The 15,388-nt window shown below is 65.7% G+C and carries 14 protein-coding genes and 1 tRNA gene; 8 read left to right on the top strand and 7 right to left on the bottom strand.

Going from position 1 to position 15,388, the window contains the following annotated elements; translation table 11 throughout:
* Positions 1-124: 124 nt before the first annotated feature.
* On the bottom strand, positions 125-922 hold the full coding sequence (locus ACSQ3P_RS11430; protein WP_069689745.1) for an undecaprenyl-diphosphate phosphatase: 798 nt from the start codon (positions 920-922) through the stop codon (positions 125-127).
* Positions 923-1,165: 243 nt separating this feature from the next.
* On the opposite strand from ACSQ3P_RS11430, the gene ACSQ3P_RS11425 reads away from it, so the two are divergent.
* The 3 genes from ACSQ3P_RS11425 to ACSQ3P_RS11415 are packed head-to-tail and all read left to right on the top strand — an operon-like array spanning position 1,166 to position 3,857.
* Complete coding sequence (locus ACSQ3P_RS11425) at positions 1,166-1,858, top strand: glutathione S-transferase family protein (RefSeq protein ID WP_436165689.1); 693 nt, start codon at positions 1,166-1,168, stop codon at positions 1,856-1,858.
* Positions 1,756-2,994: a tRNA epoxyqueuosine(34) reductase QueG gene (queG, locus tag ACSQ3P_RS11420; protein WP_436165688.1), complete on the top strand. Its 1,239-nt coding sequence runs from the start codon at positions 1,756-1,758 to the stop codon at positions 2,992-2,994. The genes ACSQ3P_RS11425 and queG overlap by 103 nt, the downstream gene beginning before the upstream one ends.
* Positions 2,991-3,857, top strand: coding sequence for an SDR family oxidoreductase (locus tag ACSQ3P_RS11415; protein WP_436165687.1), 867 nt, complete (start codon positions 2,991-2,993; stop codon positions 3,855-3,857). Before queG ends, ACSQ3P_RS11415 begins: the two co-directional genes overlap by 4 nt.
* Before the next feature lie 134 nt (positions 3,858-3,991).
* On the opposite strand, the gene ACSQ3P_RS11410 is transcribed toward ACSQ3P_RS11415, so the two are convergent.
* The 3 genes from ACSQ3P_RS11410 to ACSQ3P_RS11400 all read right to left on the bottom strand — a co-directional run bounded on the left by ACSQ3P_RS11410 (position 3,992) and on the right by ACSQ3P_RS11400 (position 8,819).
* Complete coding sequence (locus ACSQ3P_RS11410) at positions 3,992-4,918, bottom strand: GNAT family N-acetyltransferase (protein ID WP_436165686.1); 927 nt, start codon at positions 4,916-4,918, stop codon at positions 3,992-3,994.
* 101 nt (positions 4,919-5,019) lie between these two features.
* Complete coding sequence (locus ACSQ3P_RS11405) at positions 5,020-7,110, bottom strand: ATP-binding protein (protein WP_436165685.1); 2,091 nt, start codon at positions 7,108-7,110, stop codon at positions 5,020-5,022.
* A gap of 170 nt (positions 7,111-7,280) precedes the next feature.
* Positions 7,281-8,819: a YifB family Mg chelatase-like AAA ATPase gene (locus ACSQ3P_RS11400; protein WP_436165684.1), complete on the bottom strand. Its 1,539-nt coding sequence runs from the start codon at positions 8,817-8,819 to the stop codon at positions 7,281-7,283.
* Between the two features lie 190 nt (positions 8,820-9,009).
* Between ACSQ3P_RS11400 and ACSQ3P_RS11395 the strand changes: the two genes are divergently transcribed.
* The gene (locus ACSQ3P_RS11395) at positions 9,010-9,519 is read left to right on the top strand and encodes a GNAT family N-acetyltransferase (RefSeq protein ID WP_436165683.1); all 510 of its coding nucleotides are present in this window, start codon (positions 9,010-9,012) and stop codon (positions 9,517-9,519) included.
* A 28-nt stretch (positions 9,520-9,547) separates the two neighbouring features.
* Here the strand turns inward: ACSQ3P_RS11395 and ACSQ3P_RS11390 are convergent, their stop codons facing one another.
* The 3 genes from ACSQ3P_RS11390 to ACSQ3P_RS11380 all read right to left on the bottom strand — a co-directional run bounded on the left by ACSQ3P_RS11390 (position 9,548) and on the right by ACSQ3P_RS11380 (position 11,271).
* Complete coding sequence (locus tag ACSQ3P_RS11390; RefSeq protein WP_436165682.1) at positions 9,548-10,114, bottom strand: TIGR00645 family protein; 567 nt, start codon at positions 10,112-10,114, stop codon at positions 9,548-9,550.
* 93 nt (positions 10,115-10,207) lie between these two features.
* A complete protein-coding gene (msrA, locus tag ACSQ3P_RS11385) occupies positions 10,208-10,864 on the bottom strand; it encodes a peptide-methionine (S)-S-oxide reductase MsrA (RefSeq protein WP_436166239.1) in 657 nt (218 codons plus the stop codon).
* Positions 10,865-10,947: 83 nt separating this feature from the next.
* On the bottom strand, positions 10,948-11,271 hold the full coding sequence (locus ACSQ3P_RS11380; protein ID WP_436165681.1) for a hypothetical protein: 324 nt from the start codon (positions 11,269-11,271) through the stop codon (positions 10,948-10,950).
* A gap of 175 nt (positions 11,272-11,446) precedes the next feature.
* Between ACSQ3P_RS11380 and ACSQ3P_RS11375 the strand changes: the two genes are divergently transcribed.
* The 4 genes from ACSQ3P_RS11375 (at position 11,447) to ACSQ3P_RS11360 (ending at position 15,382) form a co-directional block, all read left to right on the top strand.
* Positions 11,447-11,536 (top strand) — tRNA-Ser (locus ACSQ3P_RS11375).
* Between the two features lie 366 nt (positions 11,537-11,902).
* On the top strand, positions 11,903-12,292 hold the full coding sequence (locus ACSQ3P_RS11370; protein WP_436165680.1) for a c-type cytochrome: 390 nt from the start codon (positions 11,903-11,905) through the stop codon (positions 12,290-12,292).
* A gap of 451 nt (positions 12,293-12,743) precedes the next feature.
* Positions 12,744-13,559: a cytochrome c oxidase subunit II gene (locus ACSQ3P_RS11365; RefSeq protein WP_436165679.1), complete on the top strand. Its 816-nt coding sequence runs from the start codon at positions 12,744-12,746 to the stop codon at positions 13,557-13,559.
* Positions 13,560-13,621: 62 nt separating this feature from the next.
* The gene (locus ACSQ3P_RS11360) at positions 13,622-15,382 is read left to right on the top strand and encodes a cbb3-type cytochrome c oxidase subunit I (protein WP_436165678.1); all 1,761 of its coding nucleotides are present in this window, start codon (positions 13,622-13,624) and stop codon (positions 15,380-15,382) included.
* Positions 15,383-15,388: the final 6 nt, after the last annotated feature.

Genomic DNA, 15,388 nt, shown 5'->3' with positions numbered 1-15,388 from the left:
GAGCCGGATGATTTCAGCTGGAATCACGCAGGGATCCCATCTGAAGTCTGAATCCGTCTCTCATCCAAGCGTTGACAGCAGGATCAATGCGAAAAACCGGTGCCCACTTTTTCGCATCCTGCTCTCAGCCGACGATCCACAAGCCCGCCAGGCCGAACAGACCCACGATGATCCGCCACCAGGCGAAGATCGCGAAACCGCGCTTGGAGACGTAGTCGAGGAAACTGCGCACCACGATCAGAGCCGAGAAGAAGGCCGCCACGAAGCCGACGACGATCAGCAGGGAATCGTCGAAGGTCAGGGTTTTGTAGCTCTTGAGCAGATCGTAGGCGAAGGCGCCCGCCATGGTCGGCATGGCCAGGAAGAAGGAGAATTCGGCCGCCGCGCGCTTGCTGGCGCCCAGCAGCATCGCGCCGACGATGGTCGAGCCCGAGCGCGAGACGCCGGGGATCATCGCCAGGCACTGGAAGAAGCCGATCTTGAGATACATCGACAGGGGGAAGGTGGTGGCGTCGGTGTGCTTCACCTCGAGTTCGAGCTCGTCGACGACCAGCAGCACGAGCCCGCCTGCGATCAGCGCGCAGCAGACCAGGAACGGGTTGAACAGCACGCTCTTGATGAAGCCGTGCAGCACGGCCCCGATCAGCGCCGCCGGCAGGAAGGCGACGAGCACGCCGATGACGAAGCGCCGCGCGGCGGGGTCGCTGCCCAGGCGCAGCGCGATATCGAGCAGGCGCCGGAAATAGACCAGCATGATCGCCAGGATCGCGCCGAGCTGGACCAGCACCTCGAAGGTCTTGCCGTTGGATTCGAAGCCGAGGAAATGCCCGAGCAGCAGGAGATGGCCGGTCGACGAGACCGGCAGGAACTCGGTCAGTCCCTCGACGATGCCGAGCACGACCGCTTCGATCAGGTTTTGCATGAGAGGCTGTCCTTTGAAGCGAATCGCGCGCCGCGGCGCTTGGTAAACCGCACCCTTCCATGGACCAAGCTCTTTGCAATTCGGTTACCAATTCGCCAATGCGGCGGCTGCAAATCGAGGCACCACACACCCCCCGGGTTGTGACCTTCGTGGCCTGGGACTATAGCAAGCGCCTGGCGCATGGCTGCGTCCCGCCTTTCCGCTGGCCCTGCTTCGGCCGCATCTCGCTGTTTCATGAGTGCCATGGCGACCCTTTTTCATTATCCGCTATGCCCGCATTCGCGCTTCATCCGGCTGGTTCTCGGCGAGTTCGGCATGCAGGCCGAGCTGGTCGAAGAGCGCGTCTGGGAGCGGCGGCGCGAATTCCTTGAACTCAACACGGCCGGCACCACGCCGGTCTTCCGCGAGGAGAACGGGCTTGCCGTTCCCGGCGCCGGCGTCATTGCCGAATATTTGGACGAGACGCGCGGTCTGGCGCTGGCCGAACGCCGCCTCTTGCCGGGAGGGCCGGGCGAGCGTGTCGAGGTGCGCCGGCTGCTCGACTGGTTCAATCTGAAGTTCGATGCCGAGATCACCGCCCCGCTCGTGCTGGAAAAGGTGATGAAGCGCTTCATGAGCCGCGACGAGGGCGGCGGGCCGCCCGAGATGAGCGCGATCCGCGCGGCGCGCGCCAATGTGCGCTATCATCTGCGCTACATCGCTTGGCTTACTGCCAAGCGGAACTGGCTCGCCGGGGCCGAACTGAGCTATGCCGATCTCGCCGCGGCGGCGCATCTCTCCTGCGTCGACTATCTCGGCGACGTGCCCTGGGAAGAGGATGAGGCCGCGCGCGCATGGTATGCGAGGATCAAGTCCCGCCCGAGCTTCCGGCCGCTGCTGGCCGACCGGATTCCGGGCATGGCTCCGAGCGCGCATTACGACAATCTGGATTTTTGAAAGGCGAGCGCCTGAAGCGGGCGGTCGTCGAGCGCGCCCGGGCCGAGGGCTTCGCCGTCATCCGCATCGCTTCGACTGAGGCCATCCCGCAGGTTCCCGAGCGTCTCCAGGCCTGGCTCGAGGCCGGCCACCATGGCGAGATGAGCTGGATGGCGGAACGCGTCACTGAGCGCGCCGCGCCGCGAAAGCTCTGGAGCGAGGCGCGTCGCGTCGTGATGCTGGGCATGAGCTACGCGCCCGATAGCGACCCGCTTGCCATCCTCGGTCAGCCCGACAAGGCCGCGATCTCGCTCTATGCGCGGCGGCGCGACTATCACGACGTCATCAAGGGCAAGCTGAAAAGCGTCGCGGGCCTGCTCGCTGCGAAGGGCGGGGCGGACGTCAAGGTCTTCGTCGACACCGCCCCGGTGATGGAAAAGCCGCTTGCCGAGGCCGCCGGCCTCGGCTGGCAGGGCAAGCACACCGTGCTGGTCTCGCGCGAGCACGGCTCCTGGCTCTTCCTCGGGGCGATCTACACCACGGCCGAATTGCCGGTGGACGCGCCCGAGAGCGACCATTGCGGCTCCTGCCGGCGCTGCCTCGACATTTGCCCGACCGACGCCTTCCCCGCGCCCTATCAGCTCGATGCGCGCCGCTGCATCGCCTATCTCACCATCGAGCATCAGGGCCATATCGATGCGGCGCTGCGCCCCGGCATCGGCAACCGCGTCTTCGGCTGCGATGATTGCCTGGCCGTCTGCCCCTGGAACAAGTTCGCCGCCGCCGCGCAGGAAACCCGGCTCGCGCTCAAGGGTGGCCTCGACGCGCTGCCATTGGTCGATCTCGCGGCGCTGGACGACGCTGCCTTCCGCACGCTCTTCGCCGGCACGCCGGTGAAGCGCACGGGGCGCGACCGCTTCATCCGCAACGTTCTGATCGCGATCGGCAACAGCAACCGGCCCGAGCTTGCCGCCAGCGCCGAGGCCCTGGTCGCGGATGCCTCGCCTTTGGTGCGCGCCATGGCTGCCTGGGCGCTGATCAGGCTCGCGCCAGTGCGGGCCGGGCACCTCGCCGCTCATGCCCTCGCAGGCGAGGCCGATGCGGATGTCCGCCACGAATGGCTCGCCCTCCCATCCCAGCCGGAATGCATCGCATGAAGCTCGTCATTATCGGCCTCGGCTATACCGCCGGTTTTTTCGCGCGTGCTGCTTTGGCTGAGGGCTTTGAGGTCACCGGCACGGTGCGCTCGGCCGACAAGGCAGGAGCGCTCAGCCGCGCCGGCATTCCGACCCTGGTCTTCGACGGTTTCGCGGTGTCGTCGCGGCTTGCCAAAGCCGTCGTGGAGGCCGATGCCGTGCTGGTCTCGGCGCAGCCTGGCGAGGACGGCGATCCGGCGCTCGCCTGCCTCTCCGGGCAGCTTGCGGCTGCGCCCGACCTGCGCTGGATCGGCTATCTCTCGACCATCGGTGTCTATGGCAATCATGACGGCGCCTGGATCGACGAAACAGCCGAATGCCGGCCGACCAATGCGCGCTCGACGCTGCGGCTCACGACCGACAAGGCCTGGCTCGCCTTCGGGGAGAAGACCGGAAAGCCTGTGCAGATTTTCCGCCTCGCCGGCATTTACGGCCCCGGCCGCAACGGCATCGTCAATCTGCGCGCGGGCACGGCGCGGCGCCTGGTCAAGCCCGGCCAGGTCTTCAACCGCATCCATGCGCAGGATATCGCCGGCGTGCTGCTGGCCTCGCTCGAAAAGCCGTGCAACGGGGCAGTCTACAACGTGACCGATGACGAGCCCGCCCCGCCGCAGGATGTGGTGAGCTTCGCCGCCGGGCTGATCGGCATCGAGCCGCCGCCCGAGACCCCGTTCGATCCGGCGCAGCTGACGCCCATGGCGGCGAGCTTCTATGGCGAGAACAAGCGTGTCTCGAACGCGCTGATGAAGCGGGAACTCGGCTACGCGCTCCGCTATCCCACCTATCGCGAGGCCCTGCGGGCGCTGGCGGAGGCAGGGGAATAGCTAGAGCGGTTTCCGATCCAATTGGATCGTTCAACAGCTCTAGTTCCTTTGTTTTAACGCGTTTTCTCCGCGCAAACTTCGCGTTTGTCGCGAGCGAACCGGTGTCCACTTCGCTCGAAAACGCTCTGAAGCCCTCAAGCCGCGTAGCGCTGGCCCTCGTCGCCGTAATAATCGAGATAGCGCTGGTCGATCGCGGCCACGGGCAGGATCACCAGCACGTCGGTGGTGCCGAACTGCCGGTCGACCACCGCGCCCGTGCCGAAACGGGCGCCCAGCCGGAGATAGGCCTTGATCAGTGGCGGCATCTGTTTCAGCGCCTGCTTGGCGTCGAGCACCTCCGCCGAGAGCCGGTTCATCGCCACGCTGCGGTCGGGCCGGGCGGCGGCGCCCCATTCGCCTTCGGAACGGGCATGGTGGTGCAGGAAGCTCAGCGGCAGCGCCAATGCGTCGGGATCGGTGCTGTCGAAGCTGGCGCAGCCGAACATCGCGTCGATCCGATGGTGGCGGACATAGGCCCAGATGCCGTGCCAGAGCAGTTCGACCGTCTTCTTGGTGCGATAGGGCTTGAGCACGCAGGAGCGGCCGAGCTCGAGGAAGCGCGCGGATGGGTGGCGCGCGAGCAGCGGCTGCAGGTCGAACTCTCCTTGCGTGTAGAAGCCGCCGAAGCGCGTCGCCGTGCCTTGCCGCATCAAGCGATAGGTGCCGACGACTTTGGGCTTGGTGCCGCCGAAGCGCCCGCGCGCGGCATGGTCGATGACCAGGAGATGATCGCAAGCCCCGTCGAAACGGTCGGCGTCGCGGCGGAACATCCGTGATACGACATCGGGCTTGGCCGACATTTCCTGGTAGAACACCCGGTAGCGCAACCGTTGTGCCCGCCAGATCTCGCGTGGGCCTCGCGCCAGCCTGACCTCGAGCGCGCCGGAACGGCCGAGCGTGCCTGAAAGTGGGTCGAACTCGCCCGGGCGGCCGCCAAGCTTGCGCAGCCGCGCCAGGAACGGATGTCCGGCCGGCAATTGGTTTGCCGGCTGATCGTGGCCGCGAAAGACCTCAAATGCCATGGCTCGTCTTGCCCCTGCGCCGCCGATGCTGGCGATGGGAACGCTAGCGCCGGCGATTTAACAGGATCGCGACAGAACTGCGTCAGCGTTATGACGCCGTCTCAAGCACTCAAAGTCAACATCAGGCCGCCTTCGACATGGTCGAGCCAGCGTTTGAGCGCGGCGCGGTCGAGAGGTTTAGCCAGGCAATCATCCATGCCGGCGGCCTGCGCCGCGCTGCGATCTGCGGCGGAGACATTGGCGGAGACGGCGATCAGCGGCAGTTTTGCGCCGGCTTTCGCCTCGGCCTCCATGGTACGGATGATGCGCGCGGCCGAGAGCCCGTCGAGCTCCGGCATACGGATGTCCAGCAGGACAAGGTCAAGCGCTGCCGCCTCGCCCTTCAGGCTGGCCTCGACATGGCTGATGGCGTCGCGCCCGTTGCGGGCCCAGATCGCGGCGCAGCCGAGCCGCTCCAGCGTCCGTGTCGCCAGCAAGGCGTTGATCTCGTTGTCCTCGGCGACGAGCACGGTGAGCCGCGGCGCGACCGGGAGTATGGGAGCGGGCGCGTCCTGACGCGAATCCGGCGGGAGCAGGGTGGCTTCCGGCCGTGGCGAGAGGCGCTCATAGAGCGAGCGCGCCCGCACCGGCTTCATCAGGAAGCCGGTGAAGCCCTGCTCGCGCGGCACGCCGAATTGCCGCCGCTCGGTCGGGGAGAGCATGATCAACCGTTCGCCCGGCCCGGCCTGGCGCGCTGCTTCCGCCAGTGCGCGCGCCGCGTCCGGACCGATCGACTGATCGATGAGAATGGCGTCGTAAGCTGCGTCTTGCCGCAGCAGGGCGAGCGCCCCGTCGGGCCCGGTTGCCAGCATGGCCGTGGCGCCCGTGGTCGCGATCGTGTCCGCCAGGAAGCGCCCGGCGAAGGGGGCGGCGCAGACGACAAGCACGCGCCGCCCTTGCCAGTCCGGCGGGGCCAGGATCGCGTCGGCCTCCGCGACCCCGAGCGGCAGGCGGACGCGAAAGAGCGCGCCTTCGCCAGGCCGGCTCTCGACGCCGACCTCGCCGCCCATCAGCGCGGCGAGTCGCCGCACGATGGCAAGACCCAGCCCCGTGCCTTCATGGCTGCGCGTGGCGGTGTTGTCCGCCTGCTCGAACTCGTCGAAAATCGCCTTCTGCCGGTCTTCCGGGATGCCCGGCCCGGTGTCGGAGACGGTGATCTCGATCATCTCCCCGGCGCGATCGAGGCGGATGCCGACGCCACCATGCTCGGTGAACTTGATCGCGTTGCCGACGAGGTTGAGCAGGATCTGGCGCAGCCGATCGCGGTCGCCGACCAGGCGGCTGGGCAGATCGGGGGCGAGATAGGTCGCGATGTCGAGGCCTTTCGCCTGGGCACGCGGCGCCATCAATTCGCCGACGGTCTCGACCAGCGGGCCGAGATCGAAGGGCGCCACGGACAATTCGAGCTTGCCGGCCTCGACCTTGGCGACGTCGAGGATGTCGTCGACGAGCGAGAGCAGCGCCTCGCCCGAGGTCCGCAGCGCGCCGACATAGGTGGTCTGCTCGGGGTCGAGGCGGGTGTCGCCGAGCAGGTCGGCCATGCCGAGAATGCCGTTGAGCGGCGTGCGAAATTCATGGCTGACGGTGGCAAGAAAGCGCGATTTCGCCTCGCTGGCGCTCTCGGCCCGGGCACGGGCCTCGACCAGTTCCTGCTCGCCGGCGATGCGGGCGGTGATGTCGCGGCCGACGCGCTGCAGCACGGTCTTGCCGAGCGCGACCGGCACGACGGTCTCGACCCAGGAGATCCAGCGCTCGCCTTCGAGCGTCGCCAGGCTCTCGTCGAAGACACGGGCGCCGTCGCCCAGCGCCAAAGCGGGTCGGCAGGCGATGCGCCTCGGCTGCGCCTGGCTGCCGATGACCTCGGCCTCGCTCAAGCCGAGCAGGGAGGCATAGCCGGCATTGGCGTAGACGATCCGCTCGCCGTCGCGGCGCACGATCAGGTCGCCCTGAGCCTCGATCAGGCTGCGATAGCGCTCCTCGCTATCGGCCAGTGCCCAGAGCCGGTCGTTCAGTGTCTCGATGTCATGGGCGAGTTCGGTGGCCTGGCGCACGACGCGGTCGCGCTGCCGCGCCAGCTTGAGCGCGAACAGGATTGCGAGGATCGCCGTTGCGACCGCCATCCAGAATGCCAGCGATGACGAAGGGAAAGCCATGTCCCCTGCTTATCATCGCCCTATTGAGAAAGAGTTGGTTGGACCGTCGAAGTTTAGCGATCGAACGGCATGAAACGTTAACCCTGCGGGCGTTCCGCAGACCGTGCAGCCCGCATCGTCGCAAGCGGGCGCTGTCCGTAGAAGGCCAAGGCTCACGAGAAGGCCAAGACTTACGCCGCCTGCGCAACCTGGTCGATGCGCGAGCGGTAGGACAGGGCCTCGGCCAGATGGATGCGCCCGACCTTGGATTCGCCGTCGAGATCGGCCAGCGTCCGGGCCACCTTCAGGACACGGTGATAGGCCCGCGCCGTCAGGCGCATCGCATCGGCGGCATCCCTGAGCAGCTTGAGGCCGGCATTGTCGGGCCGCGCGATCTCGTCCAGCACCGTCGCCGGGCAGGCGGCGTTGGTCGAGATGCCGCCGAGGCCGAGCGCCTCGAACCGCGCCGTCTGGAGCCGCCTTGCCGCCGCGACGCGGGCCGCGACCTCGGCGGAGCCCTCGCTCGGGCTCGGCAGGATCAGGTCGGACGCTGTGACCGCCGGCACGTCGATGGTGATGTCGATACGGTCGAGCATCGGCCCGGAGATGCGGCTCTGATACTGCGCCATGCAGCGCTCGTTCTGCTGGCGGCGACAGGCGAAGCCCGGCTCCGTCGCCCTGCCGCAGCGGCATGGGTTCATCGCCGCGACGAGCTGGAAGCGGGCCGGGTAGACGGCGCGATGATTGGCCCGCGAGATCAGCACGTCGCCGGTCTCCATCGGCTGGCGCAGCGCATCGAGCGCCTGCGCCTGGAACTCCGGCAATTCGTCGAGAAAGAGCACGCCGTGATGGGCGAGCGAGACCTCGCCGGGCTTGGCCTGTAATCCGCCTCCGACGAGCGCCGCCATCGAGGCCGAGTGATGCGGCGCGCGGAAGGGCCGCCGGTCGGTCAGGGCGCCGTCGGCGAGATGGCCTGCGACCGAGAGCACCATCGAGACTTCCAGCAATTCGCGCGGGTTCAGCGGTGGCAGGATCGAGGGCAACCGGCTCGCCAGCATCGATTTGCCGGCGCCGGGCGGCCCGTTCATCAGGAGATTATGACCTCCGGCCGCAGCGATTTCGAGGACGCGCTTGGCGCTCTCTTGGCCCTTGATGTCGGCGAGATCGGGCAGGGAGCCCGATTGCCGCGCCACGGCCGGCTCCGGCCGGGCCATCACTTGCGTGCCCTTGAAATGATTGGCGAGTTGGATCAGCGAACGCGGGCTGAGGATGTCGATATCGGCGGCGGCCCAGGCCGCTTCGGGGCCGGACGCCGCCGGGCAGATCAGCCCCTGGCCCCTGCCATAGGCGGCGATGGCGGCTGGCAGCACGCCGGCCACCGCCGTGATCGAGCCGTCGAGCGCAAGCTCGCCCAGGACCGTGTAGCCCGCCAGTGCATCTGCCGGGATCGCCCCGATCGCCGCCATCACGCCGAGCGCGATCGGTAGGTCGTAATGGCTGCCCTCCTTTGGAAGGTCGGCTGGCGCGAGATTGACAGTGATGCGCTTGGCCGGCAGCGCCAGTCCCGAGGCGATCAGCGCGGCGCGCACTCGCTCGCGGCTTTCAGCCACGGCCTTGTCGGGCAGGCCGACCAGGATGAAGGCGACGCCGCCCGGCGTCACCTGCACCTGCACATCGACGGCGCGCGCCTCGATGCCTTCGAACGCCACCGTCGCGACCCGCGTCACCATCAGCGCCACCCCTTGCCCTTGCGTGAGGCTAGTCGAGCTTCAGGTCTCACGCAAGAACATATCGAGAACTTATGGTGGCTGCTTCACATTTATGCGGTGTGGGATCTTCGCCGGCGATGTGTCCGGCGCGCAACCGGGAGCGCGCATCTCCGCCATAGGCGACGAGCGCTGGAAATGGTTCAAAGCTGTTATGATCGAGACCGAACGCCTGCTGCTCCGCCCGCCCGTCCTGGATGATTTCGAGGCGAGCTACGCGCTGCTCTCCGACCCCGCGGTCATGAGCTTCATCGGCGGGCCGCTGTCGCGGGAGGAGAGTTGGCACCGTCTGCTGCGCTATGCCGGGCACTGGTCGCTGCTGGGGTATGGGCTTTTCGTCATCATCGAGAAGGAGAGCGGCCGCCTCCTCGGCCAGACCGGGCTCGCCGATTTCCATCGCGGCCTCGGCGAGGTGTTCGATCCCTATCCGGAAGCCGCCTGGATCACGGCGACAGCGGCGCATGGGCGTGGCATCGCGGCAGAGGCCGTGGGCGCGGCTCATGCCTGGTTCGACGCCAATCGGCCACAGACCCGTACCGTCTGCATCATCAATCCCAACAATACGGCCTCGGTCCGGCTGGCCGGAAAGCTGGGCTATGCGCCTTTCGGGCAGGCGTCCTACAAAAGCGCTGAGGTCACCATGTTCGAGCGCATCCGGCCTTGAGTGCGTAGGCGACGGGGCGCCTATCGCGTCAATGCCCGCCCTTGCCGCCATGCCCTTCGCCGGAGATCCTGTCGGTCCAGGCCATCACCAGCCCCGACACCACGAAGACGACATGAATCGCGACGAGCCAGGTCAGGTCGCGGTCGGAGGAGGCCTTCACATTCATGAAGGCCTTCAGCACCTGGATCGCCGAGATCGCGACGATCGAGGAGATCAGCTTCAGCTTGAGGCCGGAGAAGTCGATCTGCGACATCCATTCCGGCCAGTCGCGATGCGCCTTCGGATCGATCTTCGAGACGAAGTTCTCATAGCCGGAGAAGATCACGATGACGATCAGCGAGCCCGTGAAGGTCAGGTCGACCAGCGAGAGCACGCCGAGGATCACGTCGGATTCGGTCGCGGAGAAGACATGGCTGATGAAGTGCCAGGCCTCCTGCAGCGCCTTCACCAGCAGCCCGCCAAGCGCGACGACGAGCAGCACATAAAACGGCGCCAGCAGCCAGCGGCTGGCCGAGAGGAAGGTCTCCAGGACGCGCTCAGGGACTGCTGGCGTGAAATCGGGCGCGGTCTCCGCTTCGGTCTCCTGCTGTGCCATCCTGTGCCTCCTGATGTCCTCTCTCCTCCTGCCATGACGTGAAGAGACCCCGCAGGCAAGCCTACGGGGTCCCGTTTCGGGTTGGTCGGAGCGTCAGGCTTCGACGCCGACGCCGATCTGGCAGGCGACGCCGGTGCCGCCCAATCCGCAATAGCCGGCCGAGTTCTTGGCGAGATATTGCTGGTGGTAGTCCTCGGCGAAGTAGAATTCCGGCGCGTCGAGGATCTCGGTGGTGATCGGGCCATAGCCACGCTGGCTGAGCGCCTGCTGATAGTCGGCCTTCGAGCGTTCGGCGGCCTCGCGCTGCGCGGCCGTGGTGACATAGATGCCGGAGCGATATTGCGTGCCGATATCGTTGCCCTGGCGCATGCCCTGGGTCGGGTCGTGATTCTCCCAGAAAGTCTTGAGCAGCATCTCGTAGGGCAGCTTGGCGGGGTCGTAGACCACGCGCACGACCTCGTTATGCCCGGTCATGCCCGAGCAAACCTCCTCATAGTTCGGGTTCGGGGTCAGGCCGCCGGTATAGCCGACCGCTGTGACCCAGATGCCGTCCTCGATCTGCCAGAACTTGCGCTCCGCTCCCCAGAAGCAACCGATGCCGAAAACAGCGGTCTCGAGCCCCTCGGGATAGGGGCCTTGCAGCGCGCGTTTGCTGAGAAAATGCCGCTCGGCGGTCGCGATCGCCTGCGGCCGGCCGGGCAGCGCTTCATCGGCCTGGGGCAGGACGGCTTTTTTGCGCTGGAAGAACATCTTGGGCTCCCTAATCGTGCTGTCGGCCACCAAGATAGGCATGTGGGCGCGATTTCGACAGGCATGAATCCGCGCCCGCGACTTCACCGTCGTGTGACGATGCCGATCGTCGGTTCCGGCCGCGCGCCGAGCCTGAGCAGCAGGAAGCCCAGCAGGAGCGCCGCCAGCGCGGTCGGCGAGCGCATCAGGTTGAGCAGGACCGGGTCCCAGAGCAGCGGGTGGAGATTGCGCTCGATCGCCGGCTGCAGCGATTGGTAGCGCTCGCCGAGCAGGGCCGAGAGCGTGGTGCCGAGGGAGGTGAACTGCAGCGCGGAATTGGCGATCGAGCGCGCGCCGTCGATGACGAGAGAGACAAAGCCGGCCGCGATCAGGACATAGCCCAGCAGCCGCAGCAGAAACCGCACCATCGCTCCCTCGCGCGCAACCGAGCCCGCAGACCGGGATCGGGGCCGGCCCCAGCCTCGATGTGCCCATTCCGACAGGCCTTTGCAACGGGCGCGAGCGCCTCATTCGCACGAACTGTGAAAAGCCTTGCGATCGGCCCTTGAAAGAAGCCGGCTCGGCGGTCATAAGCAGCGCGCCGGACAGGTGGCCGAGTGGTTGAAGGCGCACGCCTGGAAAGTGTGTATACGGGAAACCGTATCGCGGGTTCGAATCCCGCCCTGTCCGCCAGCTAATTCTCAACCTCCCAGTATTTGCAGCAGGCTGCGCCGAAATCGGCGGAGTCTCCGGGCGTCAGCCGGAATTGATCTCTCTCGGCGACCCGAAATTCAAAAGAAGTGATGCCTTCTCGGCATTGTGGCCCCCCACTTCGATTGCCGGCAAGAACCGAAGCAGCCCGCGGCCGCCGCCATTCATGTCGCTACTTGGCCCTTTTCGGACTGGCGTCAGTTTCCGAAGCCTGGCGTTCTCGTCCTCACGCTGCCTCAGCCGGTTTGGAGGGAAGCCGGCAATGATGTAAGCGTATTGCGAAAGGTTGTGCGGTTCGGCCGCGGTCAAGCGGATTGGGTCGCCTCCGAATTCGAAGGAGAACCTTCGATGCTGCGTTGGACCTTGATGGCCTCGTTGATGTTTGCGGCCTTGCCCCATCCTGCCAAAGCGGCGGGCGATGCCGCTGCGGGTGAGAAGATTTTCCAGAAGTGCCGCGCCTGCCACCAGATCGGGGAGACGGCCAAGAATGCCGTCGGGCCGAAACTGAACGGCCTTCTCGGTCGGCCGGCGGGATCGATCGAGGGCTACAGCTACTCGCCCGCCAACAAGAACTCCGGCATCCTGTGGGATGAGCCCACGTTCCGGGATTACATCAAGGGGCCGCAGGCCAAGATCCCGAGCACCAAGATGGTGTTTCCAGGCCTCAAATCGGAGCAGGAAATCGATGACATTCTCGCCTTCCTCAAGCAATTCGACGCGGACGGAAAGAAAAAATAATCGGATCGGCGTACGATTGCAGTTGTGGCGGCGCAGGCTTTCGGAGCGGGATCGATTGACAACTCCCGCGAGCAGGACGACAACATGAGATAACGGGCTGAAGGCTTGAAGATCCTGCAGCCCGGCTGAGAGTCTTTTGCGTCAACCGCGACGTGCGGTCGTCCAGGCGAGCCCAAGGTTCGGCGATGGCGGACAGGAAGCAAAACTTGCAGCCCGAAGGTGCGCTCGCCCGAGCCCGCGCCCCGCAACGGTCATGTGCCGCAAGCGATGTCATTGGCCAAGCCCGTTTTAAAGTCCAACTCCGTTTTAAACCGCAGGCCCGATTCATCTCGGGCCGCAACACTGTTCTCATATCGAAAGTGAGCTCGTTTACGTAGCGCATGGCGCATGACACGCGCCGTGGCATAGCCTGGTTCCTGTTCGCGCCGTCCTCGGCAAGGATGAAAGAGGGATGGGTATCGCAGTCGTCTTGGCTCTGATCGTGATCGGCTCGGTGGTTTTCCACTTCTTGAGCCCGTGGTGGTGGACGCCGATCGCTTCCAACTGGGGCTATATCGACGACACCATCATCATCACGTTCTGGATCACCGGCGTCGTCTTCGCTGCCGTCGTCCTGTTCATGGCCTATTGCGTCCTCCGGTTCCGCCATCGCGAGGGCCACCGCGCGGCCTACGAGCCGGAGAACAAGCGCCTCGAATGGTGGCTCGCAATCGGCACGGGCGTCGGCGTCGCCGCCATGCTCGCGCCCGGCCTCGTCGTCTGGCACCAGTTCATCACGGTTCCGAAGGACGCTACCATGGTCGAGGTCGTCGGCCAGCAATGGCAGTGGGCCTACCGGCTGCCGGGCGCCGATGGCAGGCTCGGCGCCTCCGATATCGCTCATGTCACCCCGGAGAATCCGCTCGGCATCGATCCCAAGGATCCGCACGGGCAGGACGATGTCGTGATTCAGGGCGACAACCTCCATCTCCAGCTCGGCAAGCCGGTGAAGATGCTGCTGCGCGCAGTCGATGTCCTGCACAATTTCTATGTGCCGGAGTTCCGCGCCAAGATGGACATGATCCCCGGCAGCGTCACCTATTACTGGTTCACGCCGACCCTGGCCGGCACTTTCGATGTGCTGTGCGCCGAGCTCTGTGGCACCGGCCATACTTTCATGCGCGGCAATGTCGTGGTCGAGCCGGATGGCAGTTACCAGGCCTGGCTGCAGCAACAAAAGACCTTCGCCCAACTCCAGGCGCCGGTGAGGACGCAGGCGAAAAACTAGGGATTGATACGGGGCCAGGCCCTGTAAGGGGCTGCGTCCGAAAAGGAGTGGGAGATGCTCCGATGGCCGACGTGACGCATGACGCAGCCGGACCGCTGTCGGGGGCCGAGGTCGACGATGTCGAACTGTATCACCCGAAGAGCTGGGTCACGAAATACGTCTTCTCGCAGGATGCCAAGGTCATCGCCATCCAGTATTCCATGGTGGCGCTGGCGATCGGCCTGGTCGCCCTGGTCCTGTCCTGGCTGATGCGGCTGCAGCTCGGCTTCCCCGGCGCATTCTCCTTCATCGACCCTGACCGCTACTACCAGTTCATCACCATGCACGGGATGATCATGGTGATCTATCTGCTGACCGCCTTGTTCCTCGGCGGTTTCGGCAACTACCTCATCCCGCTGATGCTCGGCGCGCGGGACATGGTGTTCCCCTATGTGAACATGCTGAGCTTCTGGATCTATTTCCTGGCCGTGCTGGTCCTGGTCGCCGGTTTCTTCGTGCCGGGCGGGCCGACGGGCGCGGGCTGGACCCTCTATCCGCCGCAGGCGATCCTCGCCAATACGCCCGGCCAGCAATGGGGCATCCTCGTGATGCTCGTCTCGCTGATCCTCTTCATCATCGGCTTCACCATGGGCGGGCTGAACTATGTGGTGACCGTGCTGCAAGGGCGCGCCAGAGGCATGACGCTGATGCGCATGCCGTTGACGATCTGGGGGATCTTCACGGCTACCGTGATGGCGCTACTCGCCTTCCCCGCGCTCTTCGTCGGCGCCGTGATGATGCTGCTCGACCGGCTGATTGGCACGAGCTTCTTCATGCCGGCCATCATCGCGATGGGTGAGCGGCTGGCCCATAAGGGCGGCAGCCCGATCCTGTTCCAGCACCTGTTCTGGTTCTTCGGCCACCCCGAGGTCTACATCGTCGCGCTGCCGGCCTTCGGCATTGTCTCCGACCTGATCAGCACCCATGCCCGTAAGAACATCTTCGGCTACCGGATGATGGTCTGGGCGCTGGTGGCGATCGGTGCGCTGAGCTTCGTCGTCTGGGCGCACCACATGTATGTCAGCGGCATGCACCCCGCCTTCGGGTTCTTCTTCGCGACGACCACGCTGATCATCGCGATCCCCACCGCCATCAAAGTCTATAACTGGGTGCTGACGCTCTGGCGCGGCGACATCCATTTCACCATGCCGATGCTGTTTGCGCTCGGCTTCATCGTCACCTTCGTGAATGGCGGTCTCACCGGCCTGTTCCTCGGCAATGTCGTCGTCGACGTGCCGCTCTCCGACACGATGTTCGTCGTCGCCCATTTCCACATGGTGATGGGTGTCGCGCCGATCCTCGTGATCTTCGGAGCGATCTACCATTGGTACCCGAAGGTCACCGGGCGGATGCTCGACGACATGCTCGGGAAGCTGCATTTCTGGGTCACCTTCCTCGGGGCCTATCTGATCTTCTTCCCGATGCATTATATCGGGCTGATGGGCGTGCCCCGCCGCTATCACGAGATCAGCGGGATGGCCTTCGTCCCGCCCTCGACAGCGACGCTGAACCAGTTCATCACGGTCGTCGCCCTGATCGTCGGCGCCGCCCAGCTCGTCTTCCTGTTCAACCTCATCTGGAGCGTCAGGCACGGCCGACCGGCCGGCGGCAACCCCTGGCGCGCGACCACGCTGGAATGGCAGACGCCGCAGACGCCGCCCGCGCATGGCAACTGGGGCAAAACCCTGCCGGTGGTCTACCGCTGGGCCTATGACTACAGCGTGCCCGGCGCCGCGGAGGATTTCCTGCCGCAGAACCAGCCTCCCGATCCACGGACCGCGTGAGGAGAG

The organism is Allobosea sp. LjRoot9, from assembly GCF_964252745.1.
Taxonomy (GTDB): Bacteria; Pseudomonadota; Alphaproteobacteria; order Rhizobiales; family Beijerinckiaceae; genus Allobosea.
Note: the sequence above shows the minus strand (reverse complement) of the source record. Positions and strands in the feature narration are given on the sequence as shown.

What these genes read in the sequence shown, in the direction of transcription:
- ACSQ3P_RS11410 (WP_436165686.1), bottom strand. Translation starts at nt 4,918, where the DNA reads ATGGCATTTGAGGTCTTTCGCGGCCACGATCAGCCGGCAAACCAATTG.
- ACSQ3P_RS11380 (WP_436165681.1), bottom strand. Translation starts at nt 11,271, where the DNA reads ATGGTGCGGTTTCTGCTGCGGCTGCTGGGCTATGTCCTGATCGCGGCC.
- ACSQ3P_RS11400 (WP_436165684.1), bottom strand. Translation starts at nt 8,819, where the DNA reads ATGGTGACGCGGGTCGCGACGGTGGCGTTCGAAGGCATCGAGGCGCGC.
- ACSQ3P_RS11430 (WP_069689745.1), bottom strand. Translation starts at nt 922, where the DNA reads ATGCAAAACCTGATCGAAGCGGTCGTGCTCGGCATCGTCGAGGGACTG.
- ACSQ3P_RS11390 (WP_436165682.1), bottom strand. Translation starts at nt 10,114, where the DNA reads ATGGCACAGCAGGAGACCGAAGCGGAGACCGCGCCCGATTTCACGCCA.
- ACSQ3P_RS11395 (WP_436165683.1), top strand. Translation starts at nt 9,010, where the DNA reads ATGATCGAGACCGAACGCCTGCTGCTCCGCCCGCCCGTCCTGGATGAT.
- ACSQ3P_RS11415 (WP_436165687.1), top strand. Translation starts at nt 2,991, where the DNA reads ATGAAGCTCGTCATTATCGGCCTCGGCTATACCGCCGGTTTTTTCGCG.
- msrA (WP_436166239.1), bottom strand. Translation starts at nt 10,864, where the DNA reads ATGTTCTTCCAGCGCAAAAAAGCCGTCCTGCCCCAGGCCGATGAAGCG.
- ACSQ3P_RS11360 (WP_436165678.1), top strand. Translation starts at nt 13,622, where the DNA reads ATGGCCGACGTGACGCATGACGCAGCCGGACCGCTGTCGGGGGCCGAG.
- ACSQ3P_RS11370 (WP_436165680.1), top strand. Translation starts at nt 11,903, where the DNA reads ATGCTGCGTTGGACCTTGATGGCCTCGTTGATGTTTGCGGCCTTGCCC.
- ACSQ3P_RS11425 (WP_436165689.1), top strand. Translation starts at nt 1,166, where the DNA reads ATGGCGACCCTTTTTCATTATCCGCTATGCCCGCATTCGCGCTTCATC.
- ACSQ3P_RS11365 (WP_436165679.1), top strand. Translation starts at nt 12,744, where the DNA reads ATGGGTATCGCAGTCGTCTTGGCTCTGATCGTGATCGGCTCGGTGGTT.
- queG (WP_436165688.1), top strand. Translation starts at nt 1,756, where the DNA reads ATGGTATGCGAGGATCAAGTCCCGCCCGAGCTTCCGGCCGCTGCTGGC.
- ACSQ3P_RS11405 (WP_436165685.1), bottom strand. Translation starts at nt 7,110, where the DNA reads ATGGCTTTCCCTTCGTCATCGCTGGCATTCTGGATGGCGGTCGCAACG.